Source organism: Pseudomonas sp. TSRC2-2 (assembly GCF_049897785.1).
Taxonomy (GTDB): Bacteria; Pseudomonadota; Gammaproteobacteria; order Pseudomonadales; family Pseudomonadaceae; genus Aquipseudomonas.
Genome location: NZ_JAFCWZ010000005.1, coordinates 348,409 through 361,661, shown reverse-complemented (window position 1 = coordinate 361,661; position 13,253 = coordinate 348,409). Strand labels below are relative to the sequence as shown.

Below are 13,253 nucleotides of genomic sequence, written 5' to 3'. Positions count from 1 at the left end.
ATTTTCCCGTTACTACAAAGTATTTAAGGAATATCGATCATGGCTGCTAAAGAAGTTAAGTTCGGCGATGCCGCCCGCTCCAAGATGCTCAAAGGCGTCAACGTTCTGGCTGACGCGGTAAAAGCGACCCTGGGCCCGAAAGGCCGTAACGTGATCCTGGAGAAGAGCTTCGGCGCTCCGACCATCACCAAGGACGGCGTTTCCGTCGCCAAAGAGATCGAACTCGAAGATCGCTTCGAAAACATGGGCGCGCAGCTGGTCAAAGACGTTGCCTCCCGTGCCAACGATGACGCTGGTGACGGTACTACCACCGCTACCGTTCTGGCTCAGTCGATCGTCAACGAAGGCCTGAAAGCCGTCGCTGCCGGCATGAACCCGATGGACCTGAAGCGCGGCATCGACAAGGCGACCATCGCCATTGTCAAAGAGCTCAAAGCCCTGTCCAAGCCATGCGCTGATTTCAAAGCCATCGCTCAGGTCGGCACCATCTCCGCCAACTCCGACAACTCCATCGGCGACATCATTGCCGAAGCCATGGAAAAAGTCGGTAAAGAAGGCGTGATCACCGTTGAAGAAGGCTCGGGCCTGGAAAACGAACTGTCGGTTGTAGAAGGCATGCAGTTCGACCGTGGCTACCTGTCGCCGTACTTCGTCAACAAGCCGGACACCATGGTTGCCGAGCTCGACGGCCCGCTGATCCTGCTGGTCGACAAAAAGATCTCGAACATCCGCGAAATGCTGCCTGTACTGGAAGCTGTGGCCAAAGCCGGCCGTCCGCTGCTGATCGTTGCCGAAGACGTTGAAGGCGAAGCCTTGGCGACTCTGGTGGTGAACAACATGCGCGGTATCGTTAAAGTCGCTGCCGTCAAGGCACCAGGCTTCGGCGATCGTCGCAAGGCCATGCTGCAGGACATCGCTGTTCTGACCGGCGGTACCGTGATCTCCGAAGAGATCGGTCTGAGCCTGGAAAGCACCACCCTGGAGCACCTGGGTAACGCCAAGCGCGTGACCCTGTCCAAGGAAAACACCATCATCGTTGACGGTGCTGGCGTGCAGGCAGACATCGAAGGCCGTATCGCTCAGATCCGTGCCCAGGTTGCCGAAACTTCCTCGGACTACGACCGTGAAAAACTGCAAGAGCGTCTGGCCAAGCTGTCCGGCGGCGTTGCAGTGATCAAGGTTGGCGCTGGTTCCGAAGTTGAAATGAAAGAGAAGAAGGCCCGCGTTGAAGACGCCCTGCACGCAACCCGTGCAGCCGTTGAAGAAGGCGTGGTACCTGGCGGTGGCGTAGCGCTGATCCGTGCTCTGGAAGCCCTGACCGAACTGACCGGCGACAACGCTGACCAGAACGTCGGTATCGCTGTGCTGCGTCGCGCTGTTGAAGCGCCGCTGCGTCAGATCGCTGCCAACTCCGGTGACGAGCCAAGCGTAGTCGTCAACGAAGTGAAGAACGGCAAAGGTAACTTCGGTTACAACGCTGCTTCCGGCGAATACGGCGACATGATCGAAATGGGCATCCTGGACCCAACCAAGGTAACCCGTTCGGCTCTGCAGGCTGCAGCCTCCATCGGCGGTCTGATCCTGACCACCGAAGCAGCGGTTGCCGACGCACCGAAGAAAGAAGGTGCAGCTGGCGGCGGTATGCCAGACATGGGCGGCATGGGTGGCATGGGCGGCATGATGTAAGCCAGCCCTGGCCCTGTAACGCAAAACCCCGCTGGCGAAAGTCAGCGGGGTTTTTTATTGCCTGAATTTCAGGGTTGGCCCCAAACCCTGTGGGAGCGGGCTTGCTCGCGCAAGCGGTGTGTCATTCGACAGGCGCATTGACTGGCAGGACGCCTTCGCGAGCAAGCCCGCTCCCACAGGTTGATGCGTATTCAGGCGCTGACGGGGTGTGCTCTGACGACAGCCCCAGCCTTCACTGCCGGGCGATACAGCACCCAGTAATAAGCCCCCAGGCAAATCAGCCAGCAGAAAATCGCCGTCCACACGTTGTGCGAAAAGAAGTGCGCGCCTTGCATCATGCGACTGATCGAGAACACCGAACCCAGCGCAAAGGCGAACACAAACGCCTGCCGCGCCAGTCGTGGACGGCGGTCGCGCAATACGAAGAACAGTGCAAACAGAGTGAACCCGGTCGCCGCATGCCCACCCGGCCAGCAACGTCCGGGCTTGTCGGTCGCGGGGCGATGTTCCATCAGTTTGCTGTAGGTCTCGTGACCGCCGAATTGCTCCAGGCTCCACGGGCATTGCACGGCGGTCACGGCTTTGACCGGAGTGACAAACGAAGTCGCCAGCCCCAGCGACAGCACCAGACAGCCCAGTTCGCGCTTGAACGGTTTCAGTCTCGCGAAGAAAAACGCGCCGATGAAACCCAGAATGGCAAACACAGAGAAGCCGATCACCAGCTGTTTTGCCCGGTCATGCAGGATGTCTTCAAGAAAATAGCTGTGCCGCCCGATGAAATCGCCGGCGACCGGGTCGTAGAACATCTGCGCCAGAACCATGTCCAGATCGGTCAGTTCGAGCAGCAGCAGAATGATCGCCGCCGCTGCGGGAATGCCCAGACACAGCCACCAGTTGAGCGGTCTTGAAGCGGGAAGGGCAGAGGTCGACTCCATGGCAGGTTCCTTGGTCGATGAACGGAGGAGAGAGCGTAATCGCGCGGAGTCTGCGCGCGCTGGCGTCGGCGATTTGTTAACCGAAAGTGAAAAAATCGTCGCGCGGCGAACTGCACACGGTTATCGAAAACATCCCCTAGCCCTGCGCCACACTTGGCCGTAAGCTGCGCGGGCCAAGACGGCCGTTACCCCGTTCGGAGGAGGTGCCCATGCGAATTCTGCTGGTCGAAGACAACCGCGACATTCTGGCCAATCTGGCCGATTACCTCGGCCTCAAAGGCTATACCGTCGATTGCGCCCAGGATGGTCTGTCCGGTCTGCACTTGGCAGCGACCGAGCATTACGACCTGATCGTGCTCGACATCATGCTGCCCGGCATCGACGGCTACACCTTGTGCAAGCGCCTGCGTGAGGACGCCCGGCGCGATACGCCGGTGATCATGCTCACCGCCCGCGATCAACTCGACGACCGGCTGCAAGGCTTCAAATCCGGCGCCGACGATTATTTGATCAAGCCGTTCGCCCTGTCCGAGCTGGCGGCCCGGGTCGAAGCGGTCATGCGCCGGGCTCAGGGCGGTGGTCGCCGCGCCTTGCAGGTCGGTGACCTGAGCTACGACCTCGACACCCTGGAAGTGACCCGTGAAGGCAAGCTGCTCAAGCTCAACCCGGTCGGCCTCAAGCTGCTCGCGGTGTTGATGCAGAAGAGTCCGCATGTGTTGCGTCGGGAAATTCTCGAAGAAGCGCTGTGGGGCGATGACTGCCCGGACAGCGACAGCCTGCGCAGCCATGTCCACCAATTGCGTCAGGTGATCGACAAGCCATTCGCCAAGCCACTGCTGCACACCGTGCACGGTGTCGGTTATCGCTTGGCTGAGGGCAGAGATGGAGTTTAAACAGAGTCTTTCCCAGCGGATCATCATCGCCTTTGCACTGATGAGTGCGCTGGTGGCCGGCGCCTTCGCCATGGGTATCGTCGCAACGGTGCACCTGGTGGAAGAGAAACTTATTTCGGCGGGGCTGGGCGGCGACCTGCAACGTTTGCTGCTGATGGACAACGTCTCCGACTGGAGCCATCGCCCCGAACCGGATCAGTTGTTCTATTTCAGTGGTGGGCCGGGCGATTTCGACCTGCCCAAGGATCTGCGTCACCTCGATGCGGGTTTCCATGAGGTATTTCGCGAGCAGTTGTCCTATCACGCCATGGTCGAAGTGGTGGATGGTCGGCGCTACGTGCTGCTGCAGGATCAAAGCGATTTCGAAGAGCGCGAGCGCGTGCTCTTTGCGGTGGTGCTGGTGGGCTTCGTGCTCAGCCTGGCATTGGCGGTGTTTCTCGGCTGGGTGCTCGCACGCAAGGTAATGGCGCCGGTGGTGCGCCTGGCGCGGCAGGTCCGGCATCGCGACCAGTTGCTCGGGCTGGCGCCACCGTTGGCGCCGGATTACGCGGCGGATGAAGTCGGTGAACTGGCGGTGGCGTTCGATGCCACGCTGGGGCGTCTGCGGCAGGCATTGACCCGCGAAAGGCTGTTCACCAGCGACGTCAGCCACGAATTGCGCACGCCACTGATGGTCTTGGCCAGTTCCTGCGAACTGCTGCTGGAGAACCCAGGAATAGATCAACGCGGTCGTGCGCAGGTCGAGCGCATTGCGCGGGCCAGCGAAGAAATGCGCGAGCTGGTGCAGACCTTCCTGATGTTGGCGCGCACACAGAATGAAGAAGCCGCAGCGGCGCCGCAGCAGAACCTCATACAAGTGGCCGAGAGTCTGCTGTGCCTGTGGCGCGAGCCGATCGAGCGCAAGGGCCTGACACTGATGTTCGAGCCCGGCGACCCTCCGGACACTCGCTACAACGCAACTTTGCTGAACGCGGTGATGGGCAATCTTCTGCGCAACGCATTGCATTACACCGAACAGGGTTTCATTCGTCTGACGCTCACCGCCAACGGCTTTGTCGTCGAGGATTCGGGGGTGGGTATTCCCGAGGAAAAACGCGAGGCGATGTTCGAGCCCTTCGTGCGTGGCAGCGAGAAACGTGGCGAAGGCCTTGGCCTGGGTTTGTCCCTGGTGCAGCGCATCTGTGAAAACCAGGGCTGGACGGTCAGCTTGAGCACGATGGACCCCAATGGCTGCCGATTCGAGGTAGATCTTGGCGTTAATGCCGGCAAATAGTGGCTCGAGGCTACTCCCGTATAGCTGTCTAAATCCTGTATAACGTTGTAATACTTTGCGGATTTACCTGACAGAATTTTCACAATTGGATGACCTGACGCTGACAGGTCGCTGCTTAAGGTGGCGTCATCAGAACTCAGGAGTCCAGATGATGGCCGGCCCGATCAAGCTCGATTTTTCCGAAAAGTACGACGACCAACACGCACAACGATATTTGCGCAAACATCATGAAACCCTGGGCCGTCGCCTGTCGCACTGGCGCGACGAGCAATTGGGTCGCAAGGCCTTGGCGTTGGCGGGGGATCCCGGTCTGGTCCTGGATCTGCCCTGCGGTGCCGGGCGTTTCTGGCCAATGCTCGCGGAAAAGCCCAATCGGGTGATCATCGGTGCGGACAATTCCGAATCGATGATCAATGCCGCGATGCAAGGGCAACCGGCCGATGTGGTAAAGCGCGTGCAACCGCTGCACACCTCGGCGTTCGATATCGCTCTGCCGGATAACTCGGTCGACAGCATTTTTTGCATGCGCCTGTTGCACCACATCGGCGAGGCCGAGCACCGCCGGGTGATCCTGCGCGAATTCGAGCGGGTGACCCGTGACAGCGTGATCGTTTCGTTGTGGGTCGACGGCAATTTCAAGGCCTGGAAGCGCAAGCGCGCCGAGCGGGATCGGCCGAGCCATGACTACCAGAATCGTTTTCTGATTCCAGCGGCAACGATAGAAAAAGAATTTGAACAGGCGGGTTTCCGCATTCAGGAACAACTGGACTTCATACCGCTCTATGCGATGTGGCGAGTTTACGTATTACGCAAGAGGTAGAAGATGGCAGTGCAAGCAGCAGTTGAAGCGGACGTCGCTCCCCAGGATCGTTTCGATTATTACTGGAACCTGCGCGGCGAATGGGTTGAAGAGCCCAATGTGCGTCGTGGTGGCGAAAGCGGGGTGCAGCGCATCGTCGACCGTGACGGTCACTTGCTGTACGCCAAGCGCCAGACCGGGCATATCTACCGCAGCTGGCTGCACCCCTTCGGTCGCCCGACTGTATTGCGTGAACTTGATGCGCTGACCGGTGTGAGCAAACTCGGTGTGCGAGTCCCGCACATTGTCTTCTGCGGCGCCCAGCCCGATCCGCAGCACAAGTGGCGCGCACTGCTGGTGACAAAGTCGCTGGACGGCTTCCAGGAACTGGAGCACTGGCTGGCCGCCGCGGGTGGTCGCGATCAATGTGGCGACGTGGTCTATGAGCGAGTCCTCAAAGACCTGGCGCAAAACCTGGCGCGCATGCACAAGGGCCGCTGGCAGCACAGCTGCATCTACATCAAGCACGTTTTCGTGCGGGTCACCGGCGAAGGTGAAACGGCGCAGGTTGAAGTGGCGTTGATCGATCTGGAGAAGTGCCGTCAGCGCCTGACCGCGTATCGGGCGGCGCAGCACGACATGAAGCAACTGCGTCGCCATTCGTCGTTCCGCGATGCCGACTGGAAAAAACTCGTCTACTTTTACGAGACGGCGTTTGGCAGCGCTATCAAAGGTTTATAGCGATGAAACTCGAAATTGCACGAGGTTTGTTCCTGGTCGGGGCCTTGGCAGTTGCTTCACTGGCGGTGGCTGCCTGGGAGCAGCCGCGCATGCAGGTCATAGGGGCGTCCGGGAACGACGCTCATTGTTCGGTTCCACGGGTGGCCAAGGCTTCCGTGGCGACCCAGCCCGATCACGATTTGCTGTTGTTCATGTTCGGGCTGTCTCAGGGAATGAGGCCAGCCAGTTGAAACGATTGAAGCCCAAGTAAAAGGCCTCGCAGTTGCGAGGCCTTTTTTTGCCGAAATCTTACTGGTTTGATCGTTCCCACGCAGCGCGCCGGAACGATCAAACATCCCTGTGGGAGCGGGCTTGCTCGCGAATGCTTCGTATCAGTCGACATCTTCGTCAATTGACACTCCGCATTCGCGAGCAAGCTCGCTCCCACAGGGGCGATGTGTGTTATTTGGCATCCGGTTTCGCCATGAATGTGTAGACACACGGCAGCACGAACAAGGTGAATAACGTGCCAATCGACATCCCCGTGGCAATCACCAGGCCGATGTCGAAGCGGCTCACGGCGCCAGCACCGGTCGCCAGAATCAGCGGCACCATGCCGAACACCATTGCCGCCGTCGTCATCAGCACCGGGCGCAAGCGAATTGCCGCCGCTTCCTCCACCGCTTCACGCGCACTCAGGCCCTTGTCCTTGCGCAACTGGTTGGCGAACTCGACGATCAGGATGCCGTGCTTGCTGATCAGGCCGATCAGCGTCACCAGCCCGACCTGGGTGTAAATGTTCATGCTCGACCAGCCGAGGAACAGTGGAATCAACGCCCCGCAGATCGACAGCGGCACCGTCACCAGAATCACCAGCGGATCGCGGAAGCTCTCGAACTGTGCGGCCAGCACCAGAAAGATGATCGCCAGCGCCAGCGCAAACGTGACCCACAGTGCGCTGCCTTCCTGCACGTACTGTCGCGAGGCGCCGCCGTAGTCGAAGGCAAACCCGGCTGGCGCTTCTTCCCGGGCGATCTGCAGCACGGTATCGATGGCTTCGCCCATACTCACCAGCGGGAAGCCGGAAATCTTCGCCGCGTTGAGTTGCTGGAACTGATTGAGCTGACGCGGCCGCGCACGGTCACTGACTTTGATCAGCGTCGACAGCGGCAACAGTTCGCCCTGGGTATTTTTCACGTAGTAATTGTTCAGCCAGACCGGGTTGTCGCGGTAGGCCCGTTCAACCTGGGCGATGACCTTGTAGCTTCGGCCATCGATGGTGAATCGGTTGATCTCCGCCTCGCCGAGCAAGGTCGCCAGCGTGCTGCCGAGGTCGAGCATCGTCACGCCCATTTGCGCAGCCTTGTCGCGGTCGATATCCACGACGACTTCCGGCTTGTCGAACGCCAGATCAAGGTCGACAAAAGCGAACTTGCCCGACTCCATCGCGCGTTTCTCGATCCGCTCGGCGACTTGCAGCAGCAGTTCGTAATCGTTGGCGGTATTGACCACGAATTCGAAGGGCAATCCTTCACCGGTGCCGGGCAGGGAAGGCAGGTTGAAACCGAAGATCTGCAGGCCGGGAATGCTCTCCAGTTTGCTTTGTACTTCGGGGAGGATTTCCATCTGCGTACGGCTGCGCTCGTTCCACGGTTTGAGCAGGAAACCGCCGATACCGGCCTGCACGCCGTTGTAGCCGTTGATCTGGAACGATGAGTAGTACTCGGGAAACTCCTTGAAGATCGTGATGAACTCGTCGGTGTAAGTGCTCAGGTAGTCCAGGTTGGTCGGCTGCGGCGCACTGGCCATCATGAAAATGATGCCCTGGTCCTCATCCGGGGCCAGTTCCGACTTGGTGAACTTGAGAAACACCGGAATCAGGCACAGCACGATCACCGCAAACACCAGCACTACCGGCCGGGTATTGAGCGTGCCGTGCAGCATGCTTTGGTAGCGGCGCTTGAGCCCGTCGAAAACCCGGTCGAGACGATGGGCCAGTCCGCTGGGATTCTCTTCATGACGCAGCAGAAACGCGCACATCATCGGCGACAGCGTCAGGGCGACGACGCCGGAAATCACCACCGCTCCCGCCAGGGTCAGCGCAAACTCCTTGAACAACGCCCCGGTCAGCCCGGTGAGGAAACCGATCGGCGCATACACCGCCGCCAGGGTGATGGTCATCGACACCACCGGCATGGCGATCTCGCGCGCGCCTTCCAGGGCTGCATCGAACGGTGTCTTGCCTTGCTCGATGTGGCGGTGGATGTTTTCCACCACGACGATCGCGTCGTCCACCACCAGACCGATGGCCAGCACCATCGCCAGCAGCGTCAGCAGGTTCATCGAGTAACCCATCATCTGCATGAAGAACATCACGCCGATCATCGACAGCGGGATGGTCACCACCGGGATCACCACCGAACGCAACGCGCCGAGGAACAGAAACACCACAACGATGACGATCAGTACCGCTTCGAACAGGGTTTTCACCACCTCATCAATCGAGGCCTGAATGAACAGCGTGGCGTCGTAGGCGATTTCGCTTTTCAGGTTCGGCGGCAGCTGCGCTTCCAGCTCCGGCATCAGCTTGCGCACTTCCTTGATTACGTCCAGCGGGTTCGCCCCCGGCGTGGCCTTGATACCGATGTATACCGACGGCGTGCCGCCGAAGGAGCTGATCGAGTCGTAGTTTTCTGCGCCCATTTCCACCCGCGCGACATCGCGCAGCAGCACGCGGCTGTCGCCGTCGACCTTGAGCGGAATCGCCGCGAAGGCTTCGGCGGACTTCAGTTCAGTATTGGCGTTGATGCTGGTGACGGTGTACTCGCCTTTGACCTCGCCGGCGGCGGAAAGGAAGTTGTACTGGCGCACCGCAGCGGTCACGTCGGCGGCGCTCAGGCCGAAGCCGGCGAGTTTCACCGGATCGAGCCACAGGCGCATGGCGAACACCTGATTGCCGAGAATTTCCGCTTCGGCCATGCCCGGCAGCGTCGCCAGTTTTGGCTGGATGACCCGCGACAGGTAATCGGTGATTTGCGGGTTGCTCAGGTCCTTGCTGAAGAAGCTGATGTACATCAGCGCCGAAGCATCGGCGGACTCCTTGCTCAGCACCGGGTCTTCAGCGTCCTGCGGCAGCTTGTTTTTCACTTCGTTGGCCTTGGCCAGCAGTTCGGTGAACAAACGGTCGGTGTTGGCGCCGATGCGCGCGTAAACCGAAATCACCGAGAAGTTCTGCCGACTGACCGAGGTCATGTAATCGATGCCTTCGGCGCTGGCCAGGCTTTGCTGCATCGGCTGGGTGATGTAGCCCTGAATGGTTTCGGCGTTGGCCCCGGGGTACGCCGTGGTCACCGTGATCAAGGCGTTTTCCATTTGCGGGTACTGGCGCAGCGGCAGCTTGCTCCAGGCCTGGAAGCCCAGCAGCACAATCAGCAGGCTGACCACGGTGGCGAGCACCGGGCGGCGGATGAACGGATCGGTAAAAGCCATGGGAATTCCTTGATCAGTCGGCGCGGGGCGGACTGTTCTGCTCGCCGAGGGTCTTGTCGTCGCTGATGGCGATGTGGGCACCGTTGTCCAGTTTGATCTGGCCCGCCGTTACCACCTGTTCGCCGCTCTGCACGCCCTTGTTGATCATCACCAGGCCATCGCGGCGTTCACCGGTCTCGACGAAACGACGCTCGGCGACCAGCAGCGGTTGGCCGTTGTCATCCTTGGCGAGGCTGCCGTCCTCGGCTTTTTTCTGCCCGACCACGTAAACCGAGTTGCCGTACAGGGTGTAGGTGATCGCGCTTTCCGGTACCACGATGTGCTTCTGCGGATCGGGCAGCAGCACTTCAAGGCTGGCGAACATGCCCGGCAACAGCTTGCCGTCGGGGTTGGCCAAGGTGGCGCGTACCAGAATATTGCGCGTAGTGCTTTCGACGATCGGGTTGATCGCGCTGATCTTGCCGGCAAAGTTCTGCCCCGGATAAGCCGCAACGGTGAACTGCACGGGCTGGCCGATGGCGAGTTTCGGCACCGCTTGTTCGGGCACGTAGAAGTCAGCGTAGAGGCTGCTCAAGTCCTGCAAGGTTGCGATTTTGGTACCGCTGGCGAGGTAGTCGCCGACGTCGACCTGGCGGATACCGATGGTGCCGCTGAACGGCGCGAGAATGCGCTTTTTCGCCAGCGAAGCATTGAGCTGATTGACCGTGGCCTTGTTCTTTTGCAGCACGGCAAAGAGGCGGTCGTACTCGCCTTTGGAAATCGCGCGGCTGTCGACCAGTTGCGCGCCACGCCCGAAATCAAGCTGCGCCAGGCCGAGATCGGCCTTCGCGGTTTCCAGCAGCGCGGTTTCAACAGCGCTATCGAGTTGCAGCAACGGCTGCCCGGCCTTGACCTTCTGCCCGGATTCGAATTTGAGTTCAGTAACGGTGCCGGCGACTTCCAGACTCAAGTCGACGCCTTGCAGCGCCTTGAGTGTGCCGACGGTAGGCAGGCGCATCTGCCACGGCTGCTCGCTGGCCTTGGCCACAGCGACGCTGATCGGCGGCTTGGGTTTGGAAAAGCCCTGGATCATCGTGTAGATCGAAAAGGCCTTGTATCCGCCCAGCACCAGCACGAGCAGCAAAACAACACCCAACATGATCAGCATGCGGCGACGCAGCATATGTCCAGTTCCTTGGATAAATCATGAGACAGGCGGGCACATTACTCCGAGTAACGGGGGGAATCTAACTGCCGACACAGCTTTCAAGGCCGTTTTACGCCATCAGGTGAAGATGGTTGTCCCAGAGCCCCGCCGGCAATTCCAGCGGTTTGGCCAGCAGTTGTTCCTGGCGACAATCGTAGTAGCGGCAGCGGCCCTGACCCGAGGTCACGACAAAGCCATCCTTCACCGCACCAACGCCAGCGCAATCCGGCAGAGGCGCATCGAGGCGCAGTTCGCCGCTGTCCAGATCCCAGATGAAGAAGCGGTTGCCACGCGGCGCCGTCAACGCGACCAGCCGCAGCTCACTGTGCACCGCGACGCTGGCGGTGTAGTGCCCCATCGCCTGCAATTGATCCTCCGCCACCGGAAAGGCGACGAACGCTTGCCCCGGCCGTTTGATCGCCAGCAGCTCCGAGCGCTCGTGGGAGGGGCCCATGAATTGCTGGCCGGCGACAATAGTGCCGTCGCTGGCGATGCCCAGGTGACGCACGCTGTTCATCTGCTGGGCGAGGGTTTCCTTGCTCAGCAAAGTGCCGTCGCGCTGCATCAGCACCAGGCTCGGCTCCATGGCGTTGAGGTTCATGTCGACGCGGCTTTCCGCCTCGGTGCGAATGCCGCCGTTGGCCACCACCAGCGTCTCGCCGTCGGGCATCCACGACACCTGATGCGGGCCGAGGCCATGGGTGGAAATCTCGCCCGTGTGCACCAGCCGCTCGCCCTCGAACGTGTACACGCCGAGCAGGCCACGCCCGGGATCGCTCGTGTCGTTCTCGGTGGCGTACAGGTATTCGCCGTCCTTGTGCACCACGGCATGGCCGTAGAAGTGCCGGTTCGGCTGCGAGGCCACGGTCTGCAGTAGCTTGCCGTCGCGCAGGTCTATCAGGTAACTCTCGGTACCCGGGCGCCGTGCAACGAACAGCGCCAGCGGCTGCGTCGGATGATTGATGATGTCGTGGCAACGCTGGCCGACGTGGGTGGCGAACACCCGCGTACCGTCGAGCCGATAACCGACCGCGTAATGCTTGCCGTCAGTATCGTCGCGCGCCGACAACAGCAGCGGGCTTTGATCCTTGCGTTTGAACAGCGTCCAGCCGCCCAGCGTCACCGCTCCCAGCAGTGCACTACCTAAAGTCAGAACCTGACGTCGCAGCATGGCACTCGCCCTCATCAGTCACCGTCGTTGGCATTGAAGCCCAGTTGGATGCCCAGCGCCTTGGCCAGTTCGCCTTCATGCAGGCGATGGACGACGTTGAGGCTGTCATAGATATCGTTGAGCTGCTGGCGACCGGCGTCGTCTTCAAGCATTTCGCCGAGCGAACGCTGAGTGCTGTCGAACAGCTTCAGCGAGGCGGCATAAGCGGCGTCGATCTTGTCCGCCAGCGGTTTCTGCTCGGCCGGCAACAGACCGCGAAGGCCCTTGTTGTCGACGCCTTCCCAGACGGTTTTGGCTGCGGCAAGGCTGGCTTCCAGCGCCGTCAGCGACGACTGGCTGCGCCACGCATCCGCCTGGAACGGCTGCGGCACGCCTTTGCTCTGACGGCCCATCGGCGTGCCGAGCTTTTTCTTCAGGGTATCGAGTGCCGTCACTTGTACGCGCAGCAGATCGGCGATCGCTTCGTGGGAGTCGGCATAGCGCTGGTTGGGGAACTTGCTCATCTGCGCGAGCATGCCATCGGTGTTGTTCCAGCCCTGCAGGATCTCTTCGGCCAGTTGCTTCTGGCGCTCGCCAATGGCGATCAGCAGCGGGCAGTACTTGGCTTTCTGCGCGTCGTTGGCGACGTCAGGCTTGGCGTCGAAGAGGATGTATTCGTAAGCCGACAGGCCTTGCACCACGACGCTGGATTTGGCCAATGCGGCGGCATCGATCTGCGGCTGGGCGACGACCAGTTGCTCGACCTGACGGCCGACGAGGTTTTTCTTGTCCGGCCAGAACTGCACTTGCCACGAACGGTTGCCCTCGGCCAGCGGACCGATCAGCAGCGGCTGCAACTCGGCCCAGGCTTTCTGCGCGTGAAGGAAGTCGGCACGGGCAGTTTCCAGGCTTTCCTTGCCCTGGCAGTAGGCGAGAGCGCTGACCGCCAGTTGCTTGTCGGCTTCGACCCAGCGAGTGTAGGTCGGCAGGATCACCGATTTGGCGATCGCCGCCGAAGTGACCGCTTGCGGGTCCTGCGGCGAGCAGGCGCCGAGGGCGAGCGCGGCAAGGCTGGTGAACAGTAACTTGGGACGGAACATGTCGGGCTCCCGATGCTTTTTC

At 60.6% G+C, this 13,253-nt stretch carries 11 protein-coding genes; 6 read left to right on the top strand and 5 right to left on the bottom strand.

Features of this window, described 5'->3' with window-relative positions:
- Positions 1-39: 39 nt before the first annotated feature.
- Positions 40-1,686, top strand: a complete 1,647-nt coding sequence (gene groL / locus ACP7D9_RS12740) for a chaperonin GroEL (RefSeq protein WP_064365078.1) — start codon at positions 40-42, stop codon at positions 1,684-1,686.
- 191 nt (positions 1,687-1,877) lie between these two features.
- Here the strand turns inward: groL and ACP7D9_RS12735 are convergent, their stop codons facing one another.
- A complete protein-coding gene (locus tag ACP7D9_RS12735) occupies positions 1,878-2,621 on the bottom strand; it encodes a phosphatase PAP2 family protein (protein ID WP_426157761.1) in 744 nt (247 codons plus the stop codon).
- Between the two features lie 209 nt (positions 2,622-2,830).
- Between ACP7D9_RS12735 and colR the strand changes: the two genes are divergently transcribed.
- The 5 genes from colR to ACP7D9_RS12710 all read left to right on the top strand — a co-directional run bounded on the left by colR (position 2,831) and on the right by ACP7D9_RS12710 (position 6,557).
- Positions 2,831-3,514 (top strand): two-component system response regulator ColR, encoded by a 684-nt coding sequence (gene colR, locus ACP7D9_RS12730; RefSeq protein ID WP_041479855.1) that lies wholly within the window; start codon positions 2,831-2,833, stop codon positions 3,512-3,514.
- A complete protein-coding gene (locus tag ACP7D9_RS12725) occupies positions 3,504-4,787 on the top strand; it encodes a sensor histidine kinase (RefSeq protein ID WP_426157758.1) in 1,284 nt (427 codons plus the stop codon). The genes colR and ACP7D9_RS12725 overlap by 11 nt, the downstream gene beginning before the upstream one ends.
- A 151-nt stretch (positions 4,788-4,938) precedes the next feature.
- On the top strand, positions 4,939-5,607 hold the full coding sequence (locus ACP7D9_RS12720; RefSeq protein WP_426157867.1) for a class I SAM-dependent methyltransferase: 669 nt from the start codon (positions 4,939-4,941) through the stop codon (positions 5,605-5,607).
- Positions 5,608-5,610: 3 nt separating this feature from the next.
- Positions 5,611-6,327 (top strand): lipopolysaccharide kinase InaA family protein, encoded by a 717-nt coding sequence (locus ACP7D9_RS12715; protein ID WP_426157756.1) that lies wholly within the window; start codon positions 5,611-5,613, stop codon positions 6,325-6,327.
- Between the two features lie 2 nt (positions 6,328-6,329).
- The gene (locus tag ACP7D9_RS12710) at positions 6,330-6,557 is read left to right on the top strand and encodes a hypothetical protein (protein WP_016773424.1); all 228 of its coding nucleotides are present in this window, start codon (positions 6,330-6,332) and stop codon (positions 6,555-6,557) included.
- A 211-nt stretch (positions 6,558-6,768) separates the two neighbouring features.
- Here the strand turns inward: ACP7D9_RS12710 and ACP7D9_RS12705 are convergent, their stop codons facing one another.
- The 4 genes from ACP7D9_RS12705 to ACP7D9_RS12690 all read right to left on the bottom strand — a co-directional run bounded on the left by ACP7D9_RS12705 (position 6,769) and on the right by ACP7D9_RS12690 (position 13,231).
- Positions 6,769-9,795, bottom strand: a complete 3,027-nt coding sequence (locus ACP7D9_RS12705; RefSeq protein WP_426157754.1) for a multidrug efflux RND transporter permease subunit — start codon at positions 9,793-9,795, stop codon at positions 6,769-6,771.
- A gap of 13 nt (positions 9,796-9,808) precedes the next feature.
- Positions 9,809-10,957 (bottom strand): efflux RND transporter periplasmic adaptor subunit, encoded by a 1,149-nt coding sequence (locus ACP7D9_RS12700; RefSeq protein WP_426157752.1) that lies wholly within the window; start codon positions 10,955-10,957, stop codon positions 9,809-9,811.
- A gap of 94 nt (positions 10,958-11,051) precedes the next feature.
- Positions 11,052-12,152, bottom strand: coding sequence for a DUF1513 domain-containing protein (locus tag ACP7D9_RS12695; RefSeq protein ID WP_426157750.1), 1,101 nt, complete (start codon positions 12,150-12,152; stop codon positions 11,052-11,054).
- A gap of 14 nt (positions 12,153-12,166) precedes the next feature.
- Entirely contained in the window at positions 12,167-13,231 is a 1,065-nt protein-coding gene (locus tag ACP7D9_RS12690) for an imelysin family protein (protein WP_137214048.1), read from the bottom strand.
- Positions 13,232-13,253 lie beyond the last annotated feature (22 nt).

What these genes read in the sequence shown, in the direction of transcription:
- groL (WP_064365078.1), top strand. Translation starts at nt 40, where the DNA reads ATGGCTGCTAAAGAAGTTAAGTTCGGCGATGCCGCCCGCTCCAAGATG.
- ACP7D9_RS12735 (WP_426157761.1), bottom strand. Translation starts at nt 2,621, where the DNA reads ATGGAGTCGACCTCTGCCCTTCCCGCTTCAAGACCGCTCAACTGGTGG.
- colR (WP_041479855.1), top strand. Translation starts at nt 2,831, where the DNA reads ATGCGAATTCTGCTGGTCGAAGACAACCGCGACATTCTGGCCAATCTG.
- ACP7D9_RS12725 (WP_426157758.1), top strand. Translation starts at nt 3,504, where the DNA reads ATGGAGTTTAAACAGAGTCTTTCCCAGCGGATCATCATCGCCTTTGCA.
- ACP7D9_RS12720 (WP_426157867.1), top strand. Translation starts at nt 4,939, where the DNA reads ATGGCCGGCCCGATCAAGCTCGATTTTTCCGAAAAGTACGACGACCAA.
- ACP7D9_RS12715 (WP_426157756.1), top strand. Translation starts at nt 5,611, where the DNA reads ATGGCAGTGCAAGCAGCAGTTGAAGCGGACGTCGCTCCCCAGGATCGT.
- ACP7D9_RS12710 (WP_016773424.1), top strand. Translation starts at nt 6,330, where the DNA reads ATGAAACTCGAAATTGCACGAGGTTTGTTCCTGGTCGGGGCCTTGGCA.
- ACP7D9_RS12705 (WP_426157754.1), bottom strand. Translation starts at nt 9,795, where the DNA reads ATGGCTTTTACCGATCCGTTCATCCGCCGCCCGGTGCTCGCCACCGTG.
- ACP7D9_RS12700 (WP_426157752.1), bottom strand. Translation starts at nt 10,957, where the DNA reads ATGCTGCGTCGCCGCATGCTGATCATGTTGGGTGTTGTTTTGCTGCTC.
- ACP7D9_RS12695 (WP_426157750.1), bottom strand. Translation starts at nt 12,152, where the DNA reads ATGCTGCGACGTCAGGTTCTGACTTTAGGTAGTGCACTGCTGGGAGCG.
- ACP7D9_RS12690 (WP_137214048.1), bottom strand. Translation starts at nt 13,231, where the DNA reads ATGTTCCGTCCCAAGTTACTGTTCACCAGCCTTGCCGCGCTCGCCCTC.